The sequence below is a fragment of the Shewanella sp. 5_MG-2023 genome (assembly GCF_030547465.1).
GTDB lineage: Bacteria > Pseudomonadota > Gammaproteobacteria > Enterobacterales > Shewanellaceae > Shewanella.
Window position 1 is genome coordinate 146,416 of record NZ_JAUORC010000006.1, and the last position, 24,093, is coordinate 170,508.

Below are 24,093 nucleotides of genomic sequence, written 5' to 3' on the forward strand. Positions count from 1 at the left end.
TTAACGTCTAGTCCATTAAGTTTCGTTGTTGTTCTAATCGAACAATTATTTAACTAATTGCAAAATAATCTTTCTATCTCATTAGCCAAAAGAGACTCTTTATCAAGTAAGGCTTCAGCTACCAACGAAAGCTGTTGGTTATGCTCACTAAGCAATGTTTCAACTTGTTGCTCAGCTTGCTCTAACCATTGCTTTACCGCTAGCTGAGCATCAGACAATAATTCACTTTCTTCAAAACGGGTTATCAGGGCAACATTAACCGGGCCGATGGAAGGCTCGATCCCACCTTCATAGATTGCATGCATAGCTAACTGAGTCGCTTTTTCGATATCATTTGAAGCTCCGGTGCTGACTTCATCAATTGAGCCCGTACACAGCTTTTCAGCTACCCGCCCAGCCAGTAGCACTTGTAACTTATTCATCACGGTTCGTTTTGAATAACTTTCATATTCATCAGATGCCCGCGTTGAAACAAACCCTAACGATTGGTTTCTTGGCTCAATAGTCACAAAGTCAATACGTTGCTTTGGAAATAACACCTTATAGGCTAACAAATGTCCCGCCTCGTGATAGGCGGTGCGGCGTTTTTCTTCTTGGCTTAATACAATCTGTTCTGAAGGTGCTCCATACACTATTCGGATCATCGATTGCTTAATGTGCTCAGTTGTTAAGGCCTTATCATCACTAACAGCTTGGTAAATTGCTTCTCTTAGCACTTGCTCGATATCGGCCGAGGACATACCTTGGGCCGAAGAGACCAATTGCATAAGATCATTTTGCAACCAATCTATATGATGTTTTTCAGCAAACCTTTCAAAGAAGGTCTGTCGTGCTTTTTTATTGGGTAAATCGCAATATATCGTTTCATCAAAGCGGCCAGGTCGAGTAATTGCCTTGTCTAATATCTGAGGATGATTAGTCGCTGCCAATACAAAAATAGGCTCATCGTGTGGAGTAAAGCCATCCATTTCTGTTAGCAGCGCATTTACGGTAAGGTTTTTATCACGTGACAAGCTATCGCTGTTGGTGGTTCTTTGCGCCGCTAGCGCATCTATCTCATCGATGAATACTATTGCAGGAGCATATTTACGTGCGGTCGCGAATAGCTTTTTAATATTCGCAGTCGTCCCTCCAGCATAACGATCTGACAACTCCGAAGCCGTAATACTGAAAAATGGCAAGCCACACTCCCCCGCTAACGCTTTCGCTAACAAGGTCTTACCCGTGCCAGGAGGACCTGCAAACAAAAATCCACTGGGTAATTTCACCCCAAAATTCTTCAATTTGTCAGGCGACTTTAACCAACCAACGACCTCCGAAAGCCGCTGCTTAGCTCGGTCTAGACCAATAACATCTGCCAATGAATTATCTGGTACGCTATGTGTAAATAAGTCACTTTCTTTAAGATCGGCAGAATGAATGAGCTGAGTTCGATACGATTGATTGAAACATACCTTAAACACCCCCTCATTTGATGAAGTGGAGCAATGATATTCTAATTTTTCGTTTCGCCTCGACATGCTTCTTAAAGTTTGCTCCATAGCTATATAATAACTGACTCGCTCGAGCATTTTGTCGAGCTCATTTTCAATTGTTATACCAGATAGGGAAAAGTGTTCTCTAATATCATGATTCTTACTTAGTGTATGTTCTTGAGTGGGTTTGCCGTGATAAATTTGATAGCTAAACAATGGCAAGCTAGGGTTTATCTTATTGACGCTATTCGCAAAATCAGTAAGTGATATCCCAGAACTGCCTATGAAATCGATATCGATAAGTAAGGCATCAGGGCTGTGTTTCTCTAACGTAACCTGCATATCCTCAATTGAATTCGACAGTGAAATCGAATTGAGACTGACAACCTCATTTAAATTACCATAAACTCTTGAATCGTCATCAATAAGCAGAAGTTTTGCTTGTCTGTGGCCTATTTGATTAACGTCGTCTACTTCAATAACAAACTCTAATTGTGTTTGAGTACTGTCTATCAAGTCTGTTGCTTTACTTACAATTGATGATTTAAGCTTTGGCAAATAATGATTTATCCGCCTAGGATTCACTTCTGGTGACAGGTCTTGCAGAAAGAATGAAGCAAAGTTTGCCGGCCAACAAAACTTAAGCTGCTCTTCAAAATCGTGAGGCTTGGCCAACTCTCTCTCAGCTAAGCGGATCAAATGATTAGTTTTCAAGGGGGAAAATAGAACTGAGTAACCTTTGGCCAATCGGTTGATAAATTCGTAAGAAAGCTTAACCTTTGAATCAGGGTTTTCTGAGTTACGAAGCAGATCAAAAACATTAATTTGATGTGCTTGCGAGTTTTTCTCAACGATATCCTGCCCTAGGTTGGTAGTAAAAATAATAATACATTGTGTGAAATCAACAACCTCTTGACTTGTCTGGTCTTGACCTTTCCCTTTATCTAATACGCTTAGCAGTGATTGAATTATACTCGAATGCGCTTTTTCAATTTCATCGAACAGTAATACTTGTCTAGGTTGCGCTCTGACAGAACTCGTTAGTACACCTAGGCTCGCATCGGTGTATTGTATTCCTGAACCGAATAATCTTAATGAGTCCTTTTCATTTGAATATTGTTCCATGTTGAAGTTTGTAAAAACATAGCCTAATTGCTCATATTCATTCATTACCTTACAGAATGTAGATGCCAGATATGTCTTACCAACTCCCGATGGGCCTAAAAAAGTATAGATAGTTCTAGGGCCTTCACCTGGACTGATAGAAGATGCCAGATATCCTTGTGAAAGACTTTCAATTGCAGCACTTTGACCGATTACTTTATCATTTAAGCTAGCAGCGATGTTTTTAATACTAAGCGCTGTTTTTATAAACTGGTTGCTTTGCTTGTTAAGCGCTAACAACTCAATTATCACATCCGATTTTGTCTCTAGTAATGCTGCTATAAAATCTGCAAAAGAAAGTTCGCCGTGACTAAAGGCTGCATCCAGGCAAGCCTGTATAGTGTGTTCAAATTGAAGATCGCCTACATATGACTTAGCGACTTGATACCAATTTTTACTTGAATCATTATCAGCGGTAAAACTCCGTGTAACTGCGGTATTCTTTAATGTTTGGCGACATTGATACACTACACGCGGCATAATCAACTGATGGGGGTGACACTTAAGTTGCATGGCCAGAGCTTGTAAAACACTGGGTATGGCAAAAATTGCAGCAAGTAATGCTGTATAGCCAACCGAAGGAAGATTCGCTGTTTTAATGCTTTGAACGGCAGATTTTGGGTTAGATGATATATATAATGCCGATGTCAGCACCGATACCTCTTCCATCAATTGTTGCGCGTCAGGTTCTAATTCAAAAAAATGTTGTTTCACTTTAAAAGACTGATCGGTATGCCCCAATTTAACATCCTCGGTAAGATTCAAATAGTTTTCGTCATTCATTATTTTCAACTCGGACTGAACAAAGCTTTTATCAAGCTCAACAGAGAACAGCCCAGAAACGGCCTTATACAAATCCGAATTAACTTGAATGACTTTACCCTCTTCAAGCTCTTGTAAAAAATGACGAAGTTGCTCAACCAACTTTTCGATTTGAATTGTGTCAGCAACACAAGAGAACTGATTTACAGCTCGGTACCCACCAAGTTCTTTGATGATATTTAACGCACATCTCTCATCTTTTAGATCAATGTTTTCAGCTGACAAAAAGCACAGTGATTGCGTTTGTTTTACTAAATCAAAACTAACCACTAAGCTTTCCAACTCAGTATCTCTAATTGCTAATTTAATCAACAGCAAAACAAATGGAAGTGCTACATCCGATTGTTCTAGCAAGTACATGTCCACTTCCATGTCAGAACACATCACTGTTCGGTATTCAAAAAAATTTTCAACTAATGCATTTGAAATCATAAAGCCTCAAAGGAAAATTGCTTGATAATTGGTTGAGTTATAGTTTCACTACCTTTAAGACCAGATGGAGCATCCCTAATATCAGCAAGATAATGGGTGTAAAAAAACCGACTAATTTAGCGTGTATATCACTCAAAAGAGCAAGGACGATTTAAATCGACGATCTCAGTGCTCTTTAGGGTAGGCACTCAAAATGTTTTTTGGTTGGCTGGGCTTACATCTCCTGATGGATTAACCAAATCTGTTATTTGTGTCGAACATACTCCCTGAAAAGAGAGCGCCAACGAGCCGAATAAAAGCATTTCCTTATACATTTAAACCTCTTTACAATAAATATAAATAAAACCATATAAAAACAATAGATTACACACTTTCTTTAATATCGAAAAGAACCAATGTTAAGAAGTTGCAAAATTTAAGTTACAAACCATTACTACTTAGAGAAGGTTCAACAAATAGTATTGCCTGTAAATTATGGTGTACTGCCATAAAAATAAAATACAATCAAATAAAATCAAACCATTACAACGTGCTGTAATAATCTTAGTTATTACCATATCGATTATATTTACACCAGAAGATAATAGAGATAATTAAGGAGGCCAAAAAGCTAACTGGAATATATAAAAGCCATAGAATTACACCGATAAGTTGCCAGTTTTCGACAAAATGGTTCAGGCTAAATCCAGTTTTAGTAGTCAGGTGAAGTGTCAGGCCGAATTTAATGATAAAGACGGCCATAAAGTAAGCGATAACAAAGGTGAGTAAAGTCATTCCTAGCCTTTTCATCTTATTCCTTTAAGTTGTTTTATTGAGTCCATTCATACCTTCTAGAAAAAGGTTTATATCATCCAATGAACTATATTTATGGAGAAATATAAAACAAAGTCAACATTTAAATTGGACAGCCCCAGATCTTTTGGACTAATTTAACCTAAGTAGGGATCCCAAAAAAACTAGGGAGATTTACATAATCATAACTTGGCCGTTTTTACATATTTAGCATTATTGGAGCAATATGACAGACTAAGGGATGAGTGGTAGCGATTAACTCTAGATAATGATATAGCGACGGCTAATGAGATTGCAGTGACTGATACACTCTGAGGTTACGCAATATATATGGAATGTTTTAACGAAATACTATCCATAAGGTTGTTGCAATAGAGTAAACCAGTAACCCGCAAGCAAGAGAGGTAAAAGGCTTTCGTCTTAACAGTTTTTTCAAATGGTAAGGCGCACTTTGGGAGTATTCCTGAACAGGTAAACCTTGCCGAAAAAAATGGATAGTCTGCCTAAATGATTCTGCATCGAGATAACGCTGCTGTGGTGCGTTTTCTAAGGCTTTATTGATTATCGAATTAAGCTCAGGATTTTTTAGTTTATTCACCGCATCGGTTATCGCAACCTTACCCGTGATCATATAGTGAAGTATGACTCCAAGTGAAAATACGTCTGATTGTGAGGTACAAACCTGCCCTGCCACCTGCTCAGGCGCGCTCCAGTGGCGTGTAAACGCCTGAACTGTTTGATGATAGCCATCGTTGCTATCACTGACTTCTTGTTTATATTTTTTTGCGAGTCCTAGGTCAATCAGTACTAAGTGTCCTTGATCATTTATAATGATATTTTGCGGCTTTAAGTCACCATGATAAAGATGTTGGCCATGTAGATAACTCACAGCTCGCAGTAATTGTTCAAACACATTCAGTTTTTGTTTTAGATTGAGTTTATTATTAGCTAGCCATACATCCAGCCCTTGACCGTCAATGAAATCCATGACGATACAGGCGCTGCCTAACACCTCTGACACCCCGTATATACTGCAAACATTAGGGTGGTCTAGTGTCATTAAAATAGAGGCTTCGTTGTGAAATATCTCCCTTTGCTGCTGGGAGTTAAACTTATTCGTACGTAGAATTTTAATAGCCGCTTTATGTACTCTTACACGCCCATTATCATGGTTCATTAAGCGTTGTTCGCCTTGAAAAACCAGCCCCATCCCACCAGACTCTGAAACTAACTGGGTAATAGTAAACCCCATGACTTCCTCACCAATCAATGCATCATAAGAAACAGAGGACTGATTAGAGAGTTGCTGCGATATTAACTGACTACTGGATAACGATATATCATCTATCGTCAGCATTTTTTCAAGCGCTAACACTTGTTTTGGGAATTTTTTCTTTAAGGGCAATAAGCGTTGTTGTTGATCTGTTTTACTTAAATTCGCCAACTCACTATATAGAGAAACAATATCTATCATTCAGTTAACTTTGCTCTAAGCCAAACCGTGGCAAATTTTAAGTCGTTATCGACTGTTCTTGGCGACAACCCCAGCATATCAGCCACCTGTTGATGTGACACCATGGCAAAGTTTTTAAGTTCAAACACGTCAGCTTGCCTTGGGTGGAATTGTTGAAGCAGCTCTAAAGCAGAAGATAATGAAAGGTTTTCGGTCCAATTAGGCAGTAACACCTCAGAGTCCATTAATTGTGAATGCAAGTATTCTTGTTTCGCTTTGTGTTGATTCACTAGTGATTGATGGGGCTTACCAAACAACAAATGCCACACTGATACGCGCACATAATCAAAAAAGTCTTGCCGGTTTTCAAAGGGCTGTTCATCGTTACGCCAGCGGTGTAATTTCACCACAGACTCATTGGCTAACTCAGTAATGGAGGCATCATGAAAAATGGTTTCATTAGGGCGGTGTTGAGAAAGGTATTTTTCAACAATTAACCGAATATCTTGATAAGCATAAGTAAGGAACTCTTTACTTTGATGCTTGTCTCTATTTTGCCAACCCACCAATAACTCAGTGGCATTGCTTAGCTCTCTTATTGACACAACAATCCCTTTGTTCAACATTCATCACAATTGAATTATCAACTACTTCAGCCTCAATTACTAGAAATTACAAAACATTAAGCTGACATTATTATAAATCATTGAGATTGATTATGGACAGTTCTTGCTTCAAGCTGAAGGTATCAATCCAATAACGGTTCCCATGACAAGTTACCCTGTCTACGGGGCTATGCCCATGTACTACATAGTCAACCTCATCAATCCCTGCGCAAGAGTGAGCATTCTGTAAAGGACGACTCCATAACACATGCCAAATATCATCATCTGACAAAGTACCATTTTGCAGTCTTTTCCAACTAGATGTGGAGGACGCATGGCTAATACCAATCGTTTTGCCATTAACATCAATAGTACGCGCTAATGGCATCGTAATATCAATTAAGGTTTTCCAGCGTATTAACAAATCAAAACGGTGCATATGCTGTGATAGCCACTCACCTTCTTTTTGTCTCAAAAAGTCCCAATAACCAGGGCTCTGAAAACCTAATAGAAACAGCTGTTCATGGTTTCCCATCACCGAAAAAAACCACTTCTTTGTGAGTAAATTAATGCAATCAATACTCTCGTTACCTCTACTGATAAGATCTCCAGTACAAAAAAGGCGATCAGTTTGAAAGTTAAATTCCAGCGTAAATAATTGATCATAAAGCCGTTGTATTTGGCCATGTATATCGCCGACGATATAGTCTTTACCCACTAAATTTGCAGTATTAAAAATATGCTGCTTGCGAGGTTTTAGTTGCATATCATCTAAGCCTTAAAAAAATAGCCAGTCATAGACTGGCTACTTCAAAAATGACGAGCTACTTTTGAATTAATTGAGCCCACAATGCATGGTTAGTTTTGTAACCAGGTTTAATCGTTGCAATTACCACCAACACAAGGCTCGCTAAAAACAGATAAAAACCAACACCTGCATATTTCAATCCTTCCGCTACCCCCCTCATAATGTCTTTTGTGCTTACACCTCCAAACATTTTTGCAGCTTGAAACATATCTGCTATTTGTTGATACACGGTGTAAGAAATCGACAGTAGCAGTAATAATAAAAGCCCACGTGAAATTGACTGTTTGACCCCAAACAAGTGACTACACAAGGCTAAAATGGCAACAATAAATAACCAAACTGGAGTCATCTCACTCAGCGGTATACTGCTTCCCATCACCTTCATTACCGGGAAATAAGTGCTTAAAAGCATAAAAGCCAAACTAAATACCGCAAAAAAGTTCATCAATTTAATACTGGCAGGGTCTACTGCTAGCGCCCGTTCTTTAGTATTGGAAAGCGATGATTTAGCTTGCTCAAATGTTTGCGATTGTTGTAAATTATGAGTTAACTGCTCAGCAGTATTTTTTACTTCGTTGACTAAATCTAAGTTTTTTTCTTTTAATGACATATATATTCCTTTTTGATCTCTTTTGCCAAACTACCAGCGTGATGACGTATTAAATCTTATAATTGCAGCGTGTTAGCCGCTAAAAGCTCTCTATCCAAGTTAATGCCATCTTTTTCAGCCAATTCGATGACGTAATCAAGCTCACACTGATTCACTATTTGATTTTGTGCGTCTGTCATTTCCATAGTCATACTTTTCACTCCCGCTTCTTTAAAGCAGGTATTTAGCATTTTCATTTTTGCCTCAACATTAAGCGAGTTGTTCCAATTCTGAATCCAAACCAGTTGATCTTCTTCTGAAGAACTGCCACAACCCACTAACACCATCGCACTTAACCCAAAAATCACGCTCGCTTTTATATTGTTTTTAAAATTCGATTTCATCACTTCTTCCTTTTCTTATGTATACATATTCAATCAATATGCGAATAGAGTCAGCTTAAAGGAATGTTCAAAATTGATGAGTGACGTAAAATAAAATTATTTACGCAAAAAGGTGAATTAAAAAGAGAACATAAATGGATCTACAAAGGAAACCGTTAATAGCCTAACACTGGGGGACATCACTTTCCTTATGTACTTAACTATCGTGGTCAAGTAAAACTGGCCACTATAGTTGACGAGCATTGGCTATGTATTTACTGTCACAGATTGTCCTTTGTAATATAAATAAACCTGTGCGGAATAAGCAATACTATTATCTTGGGTAAGTAATTAATTAAAGTAATATTAAATGTGATTTTTTGTTGACCAGTGAGGATGTTTGGATTAATTGAACTTAGAGTTTAGAGCTACTTAAACACATTCAAATCAATGCTAGGTACACGCTGCGCGCGTGATTTAAAGTTATACAAACAAACTTATGCTTTGCCTGTCAGAAAATGAAAAGCGACCTTATGGTCGTTTTTTTATTTCTAGCTAGTAAGACCCTACATTCTGTTGTTTTGGGTGAACAAGATAAGCAGAAATTCTATACCAAGATATCAAATGATTATTCTGGTTGAACTCCATGACTGTGGCCACTACAGTATGGCAAACGTAGTTAGCTACAGTCTACCCAGCTTTATGAGCTAGCACGAAATGGGGCAGAAATGAGCTACACACGACCCTATCACTTTCGAATAAACACACCCGGTCATCAAATGTTATATTCAAGTTGCTCAATGTATTTGAGTAATGTTCTAGCCTGAGCATCCTTGCCAAAGCGGCCGTAGGTGATGTTTGGGTTTGCGTGACCGACTAGTTCTTCACATGCTTTTGCTTGTTGCTTGTGGCTTTTGGGGTTAAGGGGTACCCCTTGCCCGAGCTTGTATCCGACCTTTTTGGAACAAAAAGTGGGATACAAGCGTACCGGGTTACTATGTTGTCCCACTTTTTAAGTGGGCTAATCTTTTTCGCAGTCTAGACTGCGATGGCCTGCGTTTTTCGCACTCGCTGAGTGCTGTTTTACAAGCAATTGAGCCATGCCTCTAGCGCCTAGAGTTTCGAATTCTGCGTTATGGTATTAACAATCTCAAATACAGCCCTATAAACACTTCAAAACGACCACATACCGCTCTTGAGCTTATCTAGTTGCCAATAAATTAAAAATATTGCTTTCACTTAGAGTAAGAGCAAATGAATTTCGAAAACAGTTACTCTCACTGAGAGCGAGTGCAAATACATTTAAAAAACTTTTGCTCTCGCTGAGAGCAAGAGCAAACGAGTTTCAAAACTGGTTGCTCTCTGCTGTAGCGAAATGTTGACAGTTGTTCGTACCTCATTCGTTGTATTTACCGCTTTTTGTTGAAATGACATGTAGAAATAGTTTTTTAACCAAATCCAGCCTTGCAGGTGAAATGCCCCAAGAAATCGGTCTTTCTCATTGCGATATTTTTGTCTTTTTTGGCTCAAAGGGATCGATAAAAGGCTTGTGAGAAAGTCGAGATTTGACACTGCAGCGCCATCTCTCAGAGCGTTTTATAGGAATAATATCGCATTAATACGACAGGAAATGAGTCCCAAATTCAGCGATATTTCTTCTTAACCTCATTGTCTGATATTGATTACCTATGTTTCGCGTCCATTGCAGTCTTCATGGCATCCGTACTGCCACATTTGACACTATCACTGCCAGTTGTGACAGTAGCATTGCCATCACTGGCAGTAACACCCCCTCACCTAACTATGGTGACACCATATAATTCGAGAATTGATTGCAACAGGTTGTGACCGCTTGAAAGGTTTAATGATCTGCGTATATGCCAAAAGTAGTCACAAGCACTTGAGGGCCCGTAATGCCGCCATTCATCAAAGGGAGGTAAATCTTCATGCTCGAGCGCGTCAAGCTATCAGCACCCTCGTAATGGCTGCAAGGTTAATGCTCAACATCGAGACATGTGGTTTTACCAAGTTTGGGGAAATAATGAGTGGGTTGAATGCAAAAGGCTTATAGGCACCCATGTGCGCTATAAGCCTCTTTTGAGAAATGGTTGATCTATTATGTTTTTACTTAAGCCTGTAGCCTGCCTTAAAGGCTGCTACAGGGTTGATTAAGGCCATATAGGTAATCATTAACGTCACATGCGTTTTAGTCGCATAGGTCCATTTAGCTTATGAGCTATGCTTTACCTACAAACCACTGTCAGACTCGTTTTCAGCCAGTTTTTGGTTTTTTCGTTTTAATGCCGATTCGAGATAGTTGTCTTGAGTCTGTTTGGCAATATCTATCGAGATGTCTCGAATTAAAGGTGAAAGCTTGTCGTTAAATGCTTCCAAAACCATGTTGAAATAATATTTACCTTTGCTGCTGTCCGCAGTCTGGAAGCGCATATAGATTTTCGATATCATTTGCTCTAACGGCTGAAGAGCCTGCGCGGTTATCTCTTTTAGACGCGCTAATAACGCCTGTTTTTTGCTAATATCATCATCGAGCTTAATGACCTGCTTATGCTTGGCTGTAGCCGCTTGATTTAGCTTATTCACTTCAGCATGTTTGTTTTCGACGTCAACACCTAATTGCTCACTTATAGACGCCTGCTCGTGAATAAACTCCTGCCCTTTCTCAATGTCAGTACAGATATCGTCGCGTTTAACGAGCAATTGTTTGTACTCCTTGTGTAATCCAGATGTTTTTTGTTGCCAATCAAGATTTTGTTTTTGTATCTCACTGTTTTCAGTCTGCAATTTCGCGAGGGTTTGCTCGCCAATTGAGATGTTATAAGTTATCGACTGGTACTGCTTATTCAGCACGCTTATCTGTTGCTGTAGCCATTGTATTTTGCGCGTGTAGAAATTAAATGGGCGCTGATATTTTGGTAATTTAGCCTCTTTATTCATCGCTTTTCGCTTTGCAGACTGACGCTCAGATTCTGGTGAGAATTCAGCATTGAGGTCTTTTTCGTTAAACAGGTTTTCATTGATAAATTCATAAAACATCTGCTGCAGATAACTATAAACCTCACTGCTCTCGATATAATACAGTCGTCCAGACTCTGCGAGGCAATCTGCGCCATCACCGCGTTTTATCAAAAACTCATTGACACGTTTAATTTGAGACAGACGTAAATCATGCTCGCCTGTTAAACTGTTTTGACCAGAAATAAACACGTGAACATGACCGCCAGTGTTTTCCGTGGGTAGACGCTCATCATGGTGCAATGTCATGAGTTTAATGGGGTATTCAGGGAAGTAGGTTTGCAGGTATAACTTCATCGATTCCATCATGCTTCTATGACTAATCACATCCGCGCCAACGCCATGTTTGATAGGAATTTTAAAGAGTATCTCTTGGAAATTAGTCGAGTTTAGGGTTTTGGGTTTTGGGTTTATCAATGAGCGCATTATGTGAATTGATATATTTGATAAGTTGTTTGAGTTTTTGATTTTTTCTCGGCAGTTCAAACTGATTAAATTCAGCGCTAATCTCATTGACGTTGATAAAGACGGTGGACTCGATGCAGCTCGTCACTAATTTAGCAACTTGTTGAGGAAGTTTGTCATCTGCAATCCACGACTTCAATTTGGATTTTGCTTTCGATTTGGCTTTGCCTTTTTGCGCATAAGAAGCCGCACTCTGAGTGGTTTCACCCATGACATCAAATAAAATAGCTTCACGCTGTTCTGGCGAAATAGAATTAAGAGGAATAATACCATCTGGTGTATCTATCAGATTTGAATCCGATAGTGACTCATCCCATTCGACTTGAATTTCCTCTTTCGTGCGCAGGTATTTTTGCATTTTTCCTAAATGGGTTAACCCGGCGACACTGGGGCAAGTAAGACGCAGTGAATGTATCAGCGATGCCATGCCTGTGCGCCGACCTTTTTTGTTATAAGCAAAATTTATACATGAATAAAAGGCTCTAATAATACGCATTACGCCCCCTCCACATCAGTCTGTCCGAATAGCTGACCAATGCACTGCATTAGCAATTCAGGATGCTGGTGTAGCAGGCTTTTTAACTGCTCAGAAGTTAGCGAAATATCATTGTCTGGTGCGGAAGGTGGCGATTGAATCTGTTTGTTTTGAGGGTTAAACCGACCAAAGATGCTAGAGAATTGCTTTGATACCTGCGCGACATTGTTCGGTGCATCTTGTGACATCCAGCGACCATAGTGAATATCTATCATCGCCGTCGAGGTATGCCCCATTTGCCTTGCAATCCACTCTTTTGATATGCCTGCGGTTAATGCTTGGCTCGCAAACGTGTGGCGTAACTGCCCCGCTCCACGATGGCTGATACCTGCAGCTTTCAGTAATGGTGCAAAATAGGTTTTGTTGAATTGTTTGGCGTGAATAAACGGCTTGTGGGTTTTGCTATTGTAAAAAACAGGTGAAAGCCGTTCAATTTTTTTGGTTTTATTATCTGCTTGCAAGACCGTTAAGTTAACGGTTTTTTTATGACCGGTTATAAAGTGTTGCTGTTGTAATATCTCAACCGCTGAATCGCATAATTCAACTATTCGGACTGAACCAGCGGTCTTTGGGGTCTTATAAATGTTATCAACCAGCGCGATTTTTACATGCAGCTGCGCTTTGTCTACATCCACGACCTCCCAGGTTAACGCCAGCAACTCACAAATGCGCAGCCCAGTTAACACCCCAAGCTGAAACAGGTTTTTACCGCTTTCACACTCAACGGCCACCTGGTTCATCAAGCTTAACTCATTGAGCGTAAAAGGCTCAGGCTCGCTGTGAATGACCTTTAAATTGGCAATCCCTGCCATAGGGTTATGAGCAATCGCACCATCACGTTCTGCATAATTAAATACAGCACGCAAAATGATTAAGAACTCATTGATGGTTTTGTTCGCGTAATGTGTATCGAGCGTCTGGATGAGCTGCAGAACGTCACTGTGACTAACGGAGCAAATTGAACGATGACCAATCAACCTAGATAGTTTAGTGGCTTTACTGCGTTCAGAGCGCAATGTAGAAGGCGCTGCTTTGATTTTTCTAAATGCGAGGTATTTTTCTATAAATTGATTAACTGTTTGAGTCATTATCCCCAATTCTGCTGCTTTGATTTAGCCAGCTTTATTCTTGAGAACAATAATACACTTTACAGTTATATAATCAACCCTTATTTAAATATAAGTATATGATTTTAAATAAGTATATTGCTAACTTTTGATTTTAACAAGTTTATAGAAATCTTATCTGTATCGTTAAAGTGAGTTAAGCCTAATGCAAAATATATCGCTACCTCATTAAGTCACCTTATGCTTTAAGCTTATTCAGTATCGATAGCTAATGCTTTCTCATCAGGCATTAAATCATGCACCGAGCACGATAGAACCCTGGCAATAATAAATACTTTTTCAAGGCTAATGCTCTTCTCTCCGCGCTCTACGATACCGATGTAATTAAGGCTAAATCCACACTGTTGAGACAGGTCTTTTTGAAGTAGTCCCTTTTCTTTTCTTTTTTCTGCTAGTTTTTTTCCAAACTCAGTCGCAATCTTTTTTTTCATTCTTATCTTGAAGACCAGAACAAAACACACTATAGTGTGTTTTGTGATAATTATTCACTTAGCTAATATCAGTTTGCCGCTGCCTTATTAGCTAAACTCCCGCCCACTGGTGCTTGCATCAGTGGGTTAACTTAATCACAACTCGAATCTATCACCGATGAAACAAGCTGAATTTATTAGAATACTTAACAGATATTGTTCCGATATCTTTCAAACAGAACAGTTATTAAAAGCACTTAAGTGGGACTCTAACTCATCTGAGAGTGTCGCCGTTCTGCGAAAATGCATGCATAACCACTTATACCGATTAGAACAAAAACAGCTTATAAAGCGGCTTTCTCCAAAAGGCAGCCCTAATGGCCAATTTGAAAAGCTTTTCAGTCAAGAAAGCACAACTAAAGTGCTCACCAAAAGACCTGAAGGTACTTCAAATAAGCACATAAACAACACGAGTACGCTCACAAGTCACTATAATGCACTACAGAAACATATCAAGCAGTTAAAGCATCAATTCGATGCATTTAAATCGCTTAGTGATAAGTTTGAGTCATGTCGCGCAATCATTAATCCCAAGCTCAAGAAGTTAGATGCCGAACTGTATAAAAAAAGCATTGAACTCAATGCGGTGAATGAGTTGATTAATGAAGTCAAAAAAAGGCAACTGATTTAGAAGTCATTATGTCGTTGAATTCTATTTTAGTGACCAATGAACACAGGCCACAGCATTGACTTGTCTAGCGACTTTTGGACAGAGAGTTCAAAAATAATTTTGTGAGAATTGTCATAAACATTAATCAGGCACTATAGTTTTAGAACAATTAACAAGGAGTGTTAAGAGGCAGCATGGAGCATATAGACTTGGGTTTGATTTTGGCAAGTATTGGATTATTGTGTGTTTTGTTTTCCATATTGTATTATTTATCATCAAACGATTAGCCTAACAAACTTGTCAGAACTGAGTATTTAATAGAAAACCTAACACTAGGGTGTCATCAAGCGAGCAACTTGTTCGCGTTTATGAGATTTTTTGAGTTAATAATATCAACAGTTAACACAAGCAAGGAAAAACGGCTTAACTGCCCTGGACATAAACGTGTCAGTAGTCCCCCTCTGACACGTACCTGGACAGAAATCATTTAGCGCATGATTTAAAAAAATGTCGTAAAGATAAGATTTACTCATCATCAGTTATGTGAACCACTATCCAAGCTAAGCGTAGGGATCCAGTTATGTGACTCTGCCCAAAAAGTTACATAGTGCAATCTAACTCAATGTAATTACAGTTTTTAATTTTGTAAATTCACTGTGCTCCAATGCTTCAGGCATCTGCCCAAATTTAAAAGTGATTGGAACACTAATATCAATATGACCTTTAGCAACTCGTTCAAGTAATCCTTCGCCGTTTCGCATCAGGGCATTCCAGTCATTTATATCGCCAAAATCATGTAATGCTCCAAGCGCTATTTCGTGATAAGAAATAGTGCGGGTAAATGCTGGGTCAATGGGCGCAGGTATGCGATCTTGTATGCAAACCATGTGTCCATTTGCGCTTAACAGTGGCACTAAATGAGCGGCATTTTCGCCACTCACGGCATCAAAAATGGCGAAGTATTGCATGTCGATTTGAGATTGTTCTCGATAAACTTGGCGAATACCTAGCTTTTGGGCTCGCTCTTCGCTCAGACTCGCTGAGACAACATCAACGATATAACCCGCATCGAGAAGGAACTGGGATAATAAATTATTCACCGCGCCAAAACCAACGACAAGCACTTCTCTTTGTCGGGTTAATGGAATTTTTTCAAATGCTTGCCATGCGGTAAGCATCGGGCAAGGTAGCGCTGCTGCAAGTTCAAATGATAGGCTCTCAGGCAGCGTCATCACTCGCTCAGCATTCAAAACGGTATATTCAGCATAGCTACCATGGCGATTTAGTGAGCCATGATAGGCCACTCGACGCCCAATGAGACTGGTGTCAACTTTAGAGCCTACGTGTACGATGACGCCTGCACCATCAACACCAGGAACATGACCATTCGGCCAATTTAGAGGATTGGCTTTAATAAATTTCCAATCGACAGGGTTTATACCAATCGCTTTGTTTTGTACTAAGATTTCATTGTCATCTAAAGCTGGTATTTCAGCCTTACCTAAAATAACACTGTGTGTCTCTGTTTGATATTGCCAAATTTGATAGGGTTCCATCGCATTCTCGTTTGCTTAAAGAAAGGAGAAGGCACCAAGGAGTGGTTAGTCCTTGATGCCTAGTTTTGCTATGCCTGATAAGTAGGATAATCGATGTAGCCTTCGGCTCCGCCACCATACAAGGTGAGTCTTGCGTCAGCATCAAACTCGGCCAGTGGGTTATCATTGGCCAAACGGGCGACTAAATCTGGGTTCGTTACAAAAGGGGTACCAAAGGCAACGAAATCAGCATACTGCTTGTCGATTAACTGTTGCGCTGATTGCTTGGTCAGCTTTCCAGCAACCATGATTGGGTTTGAGTATATTCGGCGAACTTGTTGGCGAAACTCTTCAGGTACCTCTACATAGCGTGATATGTTTTCTGAAAAATGCACATACGCAAGGTTCATCGGTTGTAGTTTTTCCAGCAATGCTAACGTTAGCGGAACAATTTCAACATCATCCCCAGCAAAACCCTCTCCGATATGAGGAGACAGACGAACCGCAACTCTTTCCCCACCAATTTCGTCAGTAAGTGCTTGTAAGGTATCAACCAGAAAGCGCATACGATTCTCTTGGCTGCCACCATATTGATCACTTCTTTGGTTGCTTTCTAAGCGTAAAAAGGTATCAAACAAGTAACCATGCGCAGCATGAATTTCCACGCCATCAAAACCAGCTTCAATGGCGTTTTTGCCCGCTTGTACAAAATCCGCAATCGTGCTCTTAATGTCTTGCAGCGTCATCTCCCGTGGCGTTTCAGTTTCAATCATCCCAAAGCCACCTTCAGCTAGTGGGCCAAATACTTGATCTGGGATTTTAATCGCTGATGGGGCTAACGGCTTAGTACCTGAAATATCAGAATGACTGCGTCGCCCCACATGCCAAAGTTGAGTAAATATTTTCCCGCCTTCTTGATGCACAGCTTGGGTGGTTTTTTTCCAGCCTTCGATGTTCTCTGGGGTATAAATGCCCGGAGTCATCGAATAACCTCGTGCAGCCGCTGAGATCGGGGTGCCCTCTGATACAATGAGTCCAGCACTGGCACGCTGACGGTAGTAGGTTGCCATCATCTCGTTTGGTACATCACCAGGTTGAGACGTGCGTGAACGAGTCATCGGCGCCATCGCGATACGGTTTCTAGTCTCAAGTCCGTGACCTTTAAATACCTTAAACATACTTACCCCCTTAAGCTTTATACGTTGGATAATCAATCAGACCTTTCTCACCACCACCAAACAAGGTGTTTGGATCATGCTCTGCTAATGGGTAGCCGTGAAGTAGACGTTCAGGAAGATCGGGATTCGCCACAAAAGGTCGACCAAAGCCGATCATATCAGCCAGTCCGTCATCAATAGCTTGCTTTGCTTTTTCCGCATTATAACGACCTGCGTAGATCAGCACGCCTTGAAAAGCATTGCGCATTGCACGTTTGAATGAGACGGGTGTATCTGGTGCATCATCCCAATCGACTTCAGCAATATGTAGGTACACGATATGATGTTTATTGAGTAACGCTGCGGCAGCGGTATAAGTCTCAATAGGGTTAGCATCAACAGTACCATTGAGGGTTGTTAAAGGTGCCAAGCGCACACCAACGCGATCAGCGCCAATGGCATCGACCATTGCAGTAACAACTTCATCAAGAAAACGAAGACGGTTTTCAAGACATCCACCGTACTCATCAGTGCGATCATTCGCCTCTGAATCAATAAATTGGTTAATTAAATAACCATTAGCGGCATGCAGTTCAATGCCATCAAAGCCTGCCTCAATGGCATTCAATGCGGCTTGACGGTAATCTTCGATCACTTGCTGAATATCGGCTTTTGTCATCGCTCTAGGCTGAACGACGTCAACAAAACCAGGTTCATCACTGCCATTATCAACGAATACTTTGACGTTTTCCGCTTTTAATGCGGAGGAAGAAATCGGTTGCTTACCACCGATGTTATCTGGGTGAGTGACTCTTCCCACATGCCAAAGCTGCGCGAAAATAGCGCCTTGTTTGGCATGCACAGCGTCTGTCACTTTACGCCAACCAGCAATCTGCTCAGGTGTGTAAATACCTGGGGTCCATGCATAGCCTTTTGCCGTCGCTGAAATTTGCGTACCTTCAGACACAATCAATCCTGCACTGGCACGCTGAGCGTAATAGGTTGCCATCATGTCATTTACGACATCACCAGGCTGACTGGCTCTTGAACGCGTCATCGGTGGCATGACAATGCGGTTTTTGAGTGTGAGTCCACCCAATGTGAATGGTTTAAATAGTGATAGTGACATAGTTGAGCCCTCTTCATTTGATAGGGGCATACTAGCAAATGAGTCACCAATCATTTATAGCAATAAAGGCAAATAATATTTGTATAAATTGCAACAATCAGCTTGTTTAAGCGGGTTACAGGGTTAGCTTTGGCTTAATAAAATCAATAAAAGCGGAGATCCGCTTGGCCACAGAAGAAGTCTTATAATACACAGCGTTGACTTGTTCTCTTCTTGGATGACTGATTTTTTCGCTCTCCAACAGCGAGATTAAACGTCCTTCGGCAATATCTTTATTCACCATAAACCCTGATAGACATGCAATGCCATTTCCTGCCAACACAATTTGTCGAATGGTTTCGCCATTACTTGATGACATCAAAGCGTCTAGTTGGGTAAAACCTTTTAAAGGCCAGTCATTCAAAATTTTGGGGGCGACAAATCCAATGAGATTATGCTGAGCAAGATCGCTGCTTTTAGTGGGGAGCCCGCGTTTTGAGATATATTCTGGTGAAGCCACAATATACAAGGGGCTTCGACCCAGCGACCGAGCATGTAGCGTTGAATCGCTCAAGGTACCAATCCGAATTGCTAAATCGGTTTTCTTTTCTAGTAAATCCACAATGCCTTCATTGGAGGTTATTTCTAGCTCAATATCGGGATAGGCTTGATTAAATGACTGCACCAATGGCACCAGTTGATGAAACACAAACGGACTAGCCGCGTCGACACGTAAACGGCCTTTGGGCAATTCCCCACGGGAAATAATATCTTCTTCCGCCTGCTGTAATTGCATTAATCCCACCCGCACAGAGTCAATGAACTGGCGTCCTTCATCGGTTAATTCAATACGTCTAGTGGTTCGGTTTAGAATAGTGACCCCAAGTTGACTCTCCACTTTACTGACCGCTCTGGATACTCGCGCGACTTGGATATCTAGGCTCTCTGCTGCCGCTGAAAAACCTCCGGTATCGACTACAGCTAGTAAAATGGCTAAATCATCAGATTTTGTTCGCATGCTATTTCCCTCAACTTTATCCAATCGCTCACCAGCTTTATTGCATTTATAACAAATATCATTTGTAAAAACCTCTGTTTTTCACAAAACATCTTTAATGCAAAATGCCCCCATCAATTAACAACGCGACGGCATAGCGACCAATACATCGGCTATTGCTGGTCATTTTCAAACAACAGAGAGTAAATATTATGCCTTTAGCACTTCTTGCATTGACGCTCAGCGCCTTTGCTATTGGAACAACGGAGTTTGTGATCGTGGGGCTACTCCCGACCATGGCCTCCGACCTAAATATATCACTGCCTTCAGCAGGCTTGCTGGTTAGCCTTTATGCACTTGGTGTTGCCATTGGCGCCCCGGTTTTAACGGCTTTAACAGGAAAGTGGAATCGTAAACACGTATTGATTACCGTCATGTCACTGTTTGTTGTCGGTAACTTAGTTGCATGGCAAGCACCTGGATATAACACCCTGATTATCGCTCGTATTTTGACAGGTTTAGCCCATGGTGTATTTTTCTCCATTGGTTCAACCATTGCTACCGGTCTGGTACCAAAAGAAAAAGCCGCCAGCGCCATTGCGATTATGTTCACTGGTTTAACCGTGGCGTTAGTCACAGGCGTGCCGCTTGGGACATACATAGGTCAAACCTTTGGCTGGCAATCAACCTTCTTAGTTGTTGCGCTATTAGGTTTAATCGCATTAATTGGTAGTGCTTTCTTAGTACCAAATAACTTAAAACAACCTGCTGCAGCTAAGCTTTCATCGCAGCTTAAGGTATTAACTCAACCTAGATTATTACTGGTTTATGCGATTACTGCACTGGGTTATGGCGGCACTTTTACAGCATTCACTTTCCTTGCTCCTATTTTGCAGCAAGAAACTGGCTTTAGTGCGAATGCAATTAGTTTAATTATGTTGGTTTATGGAGTCTCAGTTGCGATTGGTAATATTTGGGGCGGAAAAATGGCCGATAAAATGGGCCCAATAAAAGCCCTTAGCATTATTTTTACTGGTCTTGCAGCTGTGCTTATCGTGTTCAATTTTACCGCCGTTAACCCTATTGCCGCGGTAGCCACGATTTTAGTTTGGGGGGCATTTGCATTCGGTAATGTTCCAGGTTTACAAGTATATGTAGTGAAACTTGCTGAAAAATATACACCAGATGCAGTGGATGTTGCTTCCGGTTTAAACATTGCCGCCTTTAACGTTGGTATTGCACTTGGTTCATGGGGCGGCGGGATGGTTGTCGCTGAAGCAGGCTTAATGCATACACCTTGGGTAGGTGCAGTAGTTGTACTGATAGCGCTTGCTCTCACTCGTATCAGTGGCAGACTTGATAACCGTACAGCAAGTCAGCAACCAAAAGAAAGTGTGCTTGTGAAGTAACAAATCACAACGAACGTTAGGAAAGGGTCAATATAGAACATTGGCCCTTTCATTCTTGCTTAGAATCATTTAGGGACCAAACAATGAAAACTGTTTTTATCACTGGAGCCAATCGAGGCTTAGGATTGGAGCTAACCAAACAATACGCTCAGGGTGGATGGTATGTAATTGCCTGCTGTCGTGATAGTAACAACGCTCAGAAGTTAACGCTCTTGGCACAAACTTATCCAACAATTTGCATTCATACGCTGGACGTTAGCAATGAATCTCATATTCTCGCGTTAACGGAAAAATTTGCAGACATCGCCATTGATGTGCTTATTCACAACGCTGGTGTAAGCGGAGATGAATGTGAAAGCTTAGGCAATATGGGGCAAAAAGAATGGATAAATGTTTTGAAGGTCAACACCATTGCGCCCATGTTAATCACGCAAGCTCTAGTGAATAACATTCTTGCTGGCGAAGATAAAACGATTATTGGGATGACCTCGATACTCGCTAGTATCGGTGATAACCGCTCTGGTGGTCGATACAGCTATCGCGCATCAAAAGCCGCTTTCAACCAAATCATTAAATCTTTGGCTTGTGAATTATCCGAAGTAGGTGTGAAGAGTATGGCGATTCATCCAGGTTGGGTACAAACCGATATGGGCGGAAAGGATGGTAAGGTAACAGTAGAAGAGAGTGTTAAAGGCATGCTTAATGTTATCGACAATTTAAAACTTAAGCATTCAGGTTCGTTTTTTGTCTACGATGGTACTCAATTGCCATGGTAAGCCCAGTAGTTACGTCACATGCAAGCTAATAAGGGTATGATATGCTTTTAACATTTCTAGTTTTCATCTTTTCTATTGTCGCTTTACTCGTATGGTATTTACACAAAGTCTCCCGTGATATTTCCCAAATTGACTGGGGTTATGATGACGATGAGATCCTATAAATTGATATTGCCTACATCTATAGCTGATCAAATTACATATTCTACTTAAAACTGCAAGTTTGCTCTAATACTGAGTAAATACTTTAATGCGAAATGAGGCAAAAATGCGTCGATTTATTCCCAAGGCGCTTTTCGTTTAAACAGTTTTTTGAGAGCTCCTACCTTGGCTGGCTCGGTCCCTGAATTCAGATATGTATAGCGAAAACAGGTTCCCGCGTCTTTACTTCTCATCACTACAACACGAAACGGGGCAGAAATGAGCTACACACTCCTCTATCACTTTCGAATAAACACACCCGATCATCAAATATTATATTCAAGTCGCTCAATGTATTTGAGTAATGCCCTAGCCTGAATATCCTTCCCATAGCGGCCGTAGGTGATGTTTGGGTTTGCGTGGCCGACTATCTGCGCCACAATATGCTCGCTGATATCCAAACGCTTAAACTCATCGATAAAAGTGTGTCGTAGACTATAAGCCGTTGGTCGTTGACTCGCTTTCATGCCAATGCAGGTTTGTAATATCGATAGGTGCTTACAATAGGTTTTTGACCAATCTTCCACTAATCCCACTGGTTTGTAATTAAACAGCTGGGGATGTTTTTTACGCTTATCTACGAATTCAATAAAGCCCTGCTCTATCAGGGTTTGGTGGATTGGAATACTGCGTCTTGCATTGGCATTCTTAATACGTTGCCCTTTGCCGCCGTCATCAACGTTAATGCAATGAACGCCTTCGATTACGACGATATCACGGGGCGTTAACTGACACGCCTCTGATGGCCTTAGACCGCCATAAAGCATCAATCGGGTGACCCACTTAAAGTCAGCTGTTGAATCTTTAAATTCGGCTGAATGTATTAGCCTTTTTAAATCACTCGTATCCCAACGGTCTCTTTCTTGGTTGGCTTTAACTTTGGGCTTTTGCCCTACTGTCACATTTTCAAAAGGATTGTGGCTGCAGTAGTTCATTAACTTACACCACTTAAAAAACTGAAATACGGCCGCTAAGTATTCTTTATTGCTTTTATAGCTTCTGCCCTGCGTAAGCAGTTCATCACGGTACTTCATCGCATCAGCCGAGGTAATATCGTTAGTGCAAATAGCTTGAGTGCTTTTTGGTGACCGGTTACCGATTATTGGCAGTAACTTAATGAAGTGAAAGGTTCGCTGTTCAAGTTGTTTAATAGAGAGTGGTCTAATACCTGACTTCTCTTTTGAAGCTACAAAATCAGCAAGTGCATCGTGTAACGTAACCACGGGCATTGCTTGGGCGACAGCCGTGCTTTCACGGTGTTGTGACAGCTTAGTGTCTCTGATGGGGATTCTATAACTTGCTGGCTTTGTACTGATGGCCAACTTGTTTTTCTCAAATTCACTGCGAAGACTGTTAATCACTTCATCAACATAACGAATAAAGTCATTAATACAGGTTTGATGGTCGATGTTATTGATGATTTTTTTCAGTGTGCCAGCGACATCGATATTACGAATAACCGCTTGTGCTCTGTCACGAGTCAACAAAGAAACTTTAATATCAAAAGGAAAGCCTTTATCGCGTAACGATTTGGCTAAACAGATACGTGTGAAGTACACACTATTGGGAGCTCTATAAAGGTACATTGTCTGAGTCAATCCTCTCAGAAAGCCCCTCAAACGCCAGAAACAAAAAAAGCCGTTGATAATCAACGGCTTTTCTCGTATTTAATATGGCGGAGAGATAGGGATTTGAACCCTAGATGGGCTACAAACCCATGCCGGTTTTCAAGACCGGTGCATTCGACCACTCTGCCATCTCTCCGAACGAGCGAGATAATAGCTATCTCACTGTCTGGTGTAAAGCATAAATTGTCATTATCTTTCTGTTTGACTATTTCGGCAGCAATTTTGTGGTTTGTGCTGCCATTTCGTACTCACTATTTGCGATCTGATACTAGTTATCCATTTTTACTGGGGTTAGGCCTTTAGCTCGATCTTCTATGGCATCTTCTAATTCAAACCCTGACTGCTTCCATGTACCCGCTTCTTCTGGATTAAATTTCTCTTTTGACCATTCAGCTGCTGACTCAACATTAAAGCTCGCTTCGCTCCATTGCTGTGATTGTTCAGCATTAAAGCCGCTCTTACTCCATTTTTGAGCTTTAGCTGCATCAAAGCCTATCGCTTTCCAATCTGCAATATCTC

21 protein-coding genes and 1 tRNA gene are annotated in these 24,093 nt (G+C 40.7%); 5 read left to right on the top strand and 17 right to left on the bottom strand.

Going from position 1 to position 24,093, the window contains the following annotated elements:
- Positions 1 to 53: 53 nt before the first annotated feature.
- The 6 genes from Q4557_RS05140 to Q4557_RS05165 all read right to left on the bottom strand — a co-directional run bounded on the left by Q4557_RS05140 (position 54) and on the right by Q4557_RS05165 (position 8,544).
- Positions 54 to 3,893, bottom strand: coding sequence for an AAA family ATPase (locus Q4557_RS05140; RefSeq protein WP_303411093.1), 3,840 nt, complete (start codon positions 3,891 to 3,893; stop codon positions 54 to 56).
- 1,132 nt (positions 3,894 to 5,025) lie between these two features.
- Positions 5,026 to 6,159 carry a serine/threonine-protein kinase gene (locus Q4557_RS05145; protein WP_303411095.1) on the bottom strand — a complete coding sequence of 378 codons (1,134 nt, stop codon included), beginning with the start codon at positions 6,157 to 6,159 and terminating at the stop codon, positions 5,026 to 5,028.
- A complete protein-coding gene (locus Q4557_RS05150; protein ID WP_303411098.1) occupies positions 6,156 to 6,743 on the bottom strand; it encodes an ECF-type sigma factor in 588 nt (195 codons plus the stop codon). The genes Q4557_RS05145 and Q4557_RS05150 overlap by 4 nt, the downstream gene beginning before the upstream one ends.
- A gap of 91 nt (positions 6,744 to 6,834) precedes the next feature.
- A complete protein-coding gene (locus Q4557_RS05155) occupies positions 6,835 to 7,509 on the bottom strand; it encodes a metallophosphoesterase (protein WP_102530782.1) in 675 nt (224 codons plus the stop codon).
- A gap of 58 nt (positions 7,510 to 7,567) precedes the next feature.
- A complete protein-coding gene (locus Q4557_RS05160) occupies positions 7,568 to 8,161 on the bottom strand; it encodes a hypothetical protein (protein ID WP_303411101.1) in 594 nt (197 codons plus the stop codon).
- 56 nt (positions 8,162 to 8,217) lie between these two features.
- Positions 8,218 to 8,544, bottom strand: coding sequence for a hypothetical protein (locus tag Q4557_RS05165; protein ID WP_102530780.1), 327 nt, complete (start codon positions 8,542 to 8,544; stop codon positions 8,218 to 8,220).
- Positions 8,545 to 10,211: 1,667 nt separating this feature from the next.
- On the opposite strand from Q4557_RS05165, the gene Q4557_RS05170 reads away from it, so the two are divergent.
- Complete coding sequence (locus Q4557_RS05170; RefSeq protein WP_303411103.1) at positions 10,212 to 10,343, top strand: hypothetical protein; 132 nt, start codon at positions 10,212 to 10,214, stop codon at positions 10,341 to 10,343.
- A 427-nt stretch (positions 10,344 to 10,770) separates the two neighbouring features.
- Here the strand turns inward: Q4557_RS05170 and Q4557_RS05175 are convergent, their stop codons facing one another.
- From Q4557_RS05175 to Q4557_RS05190, 4 genes are all read right to left on the bottom strand, one after another.
- Entirely contained in the window at positions 10,771 to 11,883 is a 1,113-nt protein-coding gene (locus tag Q4557_RS05175) for a hypothetical protein (protein ID WP_303411105.1), read from the bottom strand.
- Positions 11,884 to 11,935: 52 nt separating this feature from the next.
- Positions 11,936 to 12,448, bottom strand: coding sequence for a hypothetical protein (locus Q4557_RS05180; protein ID WP_303411106.1), 513 nt, complete (start codon positions 12,446 to 12,448; stop codon positions 11,936 to 11,938).
- Between the two features lie 68 nt (positions 12,449 to 12,516).
- Positions 12,517 to 13,644 carry a tyrosine-type recombinase/integrase gene (locus Q4557_RS05185; protein ID WP_303411107.1) on the bottom strand — a complete coding sequence of 376 codons (1,128 nt, stop codon included), beginning with the start codon at positions 13,642 to 13,644 and terminating at the stop codon, positions 12,517 to 12,519.
- 230 nt (positions 13,645 to 13,874) lie between these two features.
- Positions 13,875 to 14,114, bottom strand: coding sequence for a helix-turn-helix domain-containing protein (locus tag Q4557_RS05190; RefSeq protein ID WP_303411108.1), 240 nt, complete (start codon positions 14,112 to 14,114; stop codon positions 13,875 to 13,877).
- A 157-nt stretch (positions 14,115 to 14,271) separates the two neighbouring features.
- Here Q4557_RS05190 and Q4557_RS05195 point away from each other — a divergent pair, with 157 nt between their 5' ends.
- Positions 14,272 to 14,784: a hypothetical protein gene (locus tag Q4557_RS05195; RefSeq protein WP_102519582.1), complete on the top strand. Its 513-nt coding sequence runs from the start codon at positions 14,272 to 14,274 to the stop codon at positions 14,782 to 14,784.
- Between the two features lie 593 nt (positions 14,785 to 15,377).
- Here the strand turns inward: Q4557_RS05195 and Q4557_RS05200 are convergent.
- The 4 genes from Q4557_RS05200 to Q4557_RS05215 form a co-directional block, all read right to left on the bottom strand.
- Positions 15,378 to 16,319, bottom strand: a complete 942-nt coding sequence (locus Q4557_RS05200; protein WP_303411111.1) for a zinc-binding dehydrogenase — start codon at positions 16,317 to 16,319, stop codon at positions 15,378 to 15,380.
- Between the two features lie 68 nt (positions 16,320 to 16,387).
- The gene (locus Q4557_RS05205) at positions 16,388 to 17,476 is read right to left on the bottom strand and encodes an alkene reductase (protein WP_303411112.1); all 1,089 of its coding nucleotides are present in this window, start codon (positions 17,474 to 17,476) and stop codon (positions 16,388 to 16,390) included.
- A 10-nt stretch (positions 17,477 to 17,486) separates the two neighbouring features.
- On the bottom strand, positions 17,487 to 18,584 hold the full coding sequence (locus Q4557_RS05210; protein WP_303411114.1) for an alkene reductase: 1,098 nt from the start codon (positions 18,582 to 18,584) through the stop codon (positions 17,487 to 17,489).
- A gap of 115 nt (positions 18,585 to 18,699) precedes the next feature.
- Positions 18,700 to 19,581, bottom strand: coding sequence for a LysR substrate-binding domain-containing protein (locus tag Q4557_RS05215; protein WP_017062691.1), 882 nt, complete (start codon positions 19,579 to 19,581; stop codon positions 18,700 to 18,702).
- Between the two features lie 191 nt (positions 19,582 to 19,772).
- On the opposite strand from Q4557_RS05215, the gene Q4557_RS05220 reads away from it, so the two are divergent.
- From Q4557_RS05220 to Q4557_RS05230, 3 genes are all read left to right on the top strand, one after another.
- On the top strand, positions 19,773 to 20,969 hold the full coding sequence (locus tag Q4557_RS05220) for an MFS transporter (protein WP_303411117.1): 1,197 nt from the start codon (positions 19,773 to 19,775) through the stop codon (positions 20,967 to 20,969).
- An 83-nt stretch (positions 20,970 to 21,052) separates the two neighbouring features.
- Positions 21,053 to 21,745: an SDR family oxidoreductase gene (locus tag Q4557_RS05225; RefSeq protein ID WP_303411119.1), complete on the top strand. Its 693-nt coding sequence runs from the start codon at positions 21,053 to 21,055 to the stop codon at positions 21,743 to 21,745.
- A gap of 41 nt (positions 21,746 to 21,786) precedes the next feature.
- Positions 21,787 to 21,909 (top strand): hypothetical protein, encoded by a 123-nt coding sequence (locus tag Q4557_RS05230; RefSeq protein ID WP_303411121.1) that lies wholly within the window; start codon positions 21,787 to 21,789, stop codon positions 21,907 to 21,909.
- A gap of 303 nt (positions 21,910 to 22,212) precedes the next feature.
- On the opposite strand, the gene Q4557_RS05235 is transcribed toward Q4557_RS05230, so the two are convergent.
- The 3 genes from Q4557_RS05235 to Q4557_RS05245 form a co-directional block, all read right to left on the bottom strand.
- Positions 22,213 to 23,532: a tyrosine-type recombinase/integrase gene (locus Q4557_RS05235; protein WP_303411150.1), complete on the bottom strand. Its 1,320-nt coding sequence runs from the start codon at positions 23,530 to 23,532 to the stop codon at positions 22,213 to 22,215.
- A gap of 87 nt (positions 23,533 to 23,619) precedes the next feature.
- Positions 23,620 to 23,710, bottom strand: a tRNA-Ser gene (locus tag Q4557_RS05240).
- 132 nt (positions 23,711 to 23,842) lie between these two features.
- Positions 23,843 to 24,093, bottom strand: a 251-nt coding sequence (locus tag Q4557_RS05245; protein WP_303411152.1) for a hypothetical protein, incomplete at its 5' end; no start/stop codon positions are given.

Coding starts and splice junctions, on each gene's coding strand:
- Q4557_RS05140 (WP_303411093.1), bottom strand. CDS start 3,893: ATGATTTCAAATGCATTAGTTGAAAATTTTTTTGAATACCGAACAGTG.
- Q4557_RS05145 (WP_303411095.1), bottom strand. CDS start 6,159: ATGATAGATATTGTTTCTCTATATAGTGAGTTGGCGAATTTAAGTAAA.
- Q4557_RS05155 (WP_102530782.1), bottom strand. CDS start 7,509: ATGCAACTAAAACCTCGCAAGCAGCATATTTTTAATACTGCAAATTTA.
- Q4557_RS05160 (WP_303411101.1), bottom strand. CDS start 8,161: ATGTCATTAAAAGAAAAAAACTTAGATTTAGTCAACGAAGTAAAAAAT.
- Q4557_RS05165 (WP_102530780.1), bottom strand. CDS start 8,544: ATGAAATCGAATTTTAAAAACAATATAAAAGCGAGCGTGATTTTTGGG.
- Q4557_RS05170 (WP_303411103.1), top strand. CDS start 10,212: ATGTTTCGCGTCCATTGCAGTCTTCATGGCATCCGTACTGCCACATTT.
- Q4557_RS05180 (WP_303411106.1), bottom strand. CDS start 12,448: ATGGCATCGCTGATACATTCACTGCGTCTTACTTGCCCCAGTGTCGCC.
- Q4557_RS05185 (WP_303411107.1), bottom strand. CDS start 13,644: ATGACTCAAACAGTTAATCAATTTATAGAAAAATACCTCGCATTTAGA.
- Q4557_RS05190 (WP_303411108.1), bottom strand. CDS start 14,114: ATGAAAAAAAAGATTGCGACTGAGTTTGGAAAAAAACTAGCAGAAAAA.
- Q4557_RS05195 (WP_102519582.1), top strand. CDS start 14,272: ATGAAACAAGCTGAATTTATTAGAATACTTAACAGATATTGTTCCGAT.
- Q4557_RS05200 (WP_303411111.1), bottom strand. CDS start 16,319: ATGGAACCCTATCAAATTTGGCAATATCAAACAGAGACACACAGTGTT.
- Q4557_RS05205 (WP_303411112.1), bottom strand. CDS start 17,476: ATGTTTAAGGTATTTAAAGGTCACGGACTTGAGACTAGAAACCGTATC.
- Q4557_RS05210 (WP_303411114.1), bottom strand. CDS start 18,584: ATGTCACTATCACTATTTAAACCATTCACATTGGGTGGACTCACACTC.
- Q4557_RS05215 (WP_017062691.1), bottom strand. CDS start 19,581: ATGCGAACAAAATCTGATGATTTAGCCATTTTACTAGCTGTAGTCGAT.
- Q4557_RS05220 (WP_303411117.1), top strand. CDS start 19,773: ATGCCTTTAGCACTTCTTGCATTGACGCTCAGCGCCTTTGCTATTGGA.
- Q4557_RS05225 (WP_303411119.1), top strand. CDS start 21,053: ATGAAAACTGTTTTTATCACTGGAGCCAATCGAGGCTTAGGATTGGAG.
- Q4557_RS05230 (WP_303411121.1), top strand. CDS start 21,787: ATGCTTTTAACATTTCTAGTTTTCATCTTTTCTATTGTCGCTTTACTC.
- Q4557_RS05235 (WP_303411150.1), bottom strand. CDS start 23,532: ATGTACCTTTATAGAGCTCCCAATAGTGTGTACTTCACACGTATCTGT.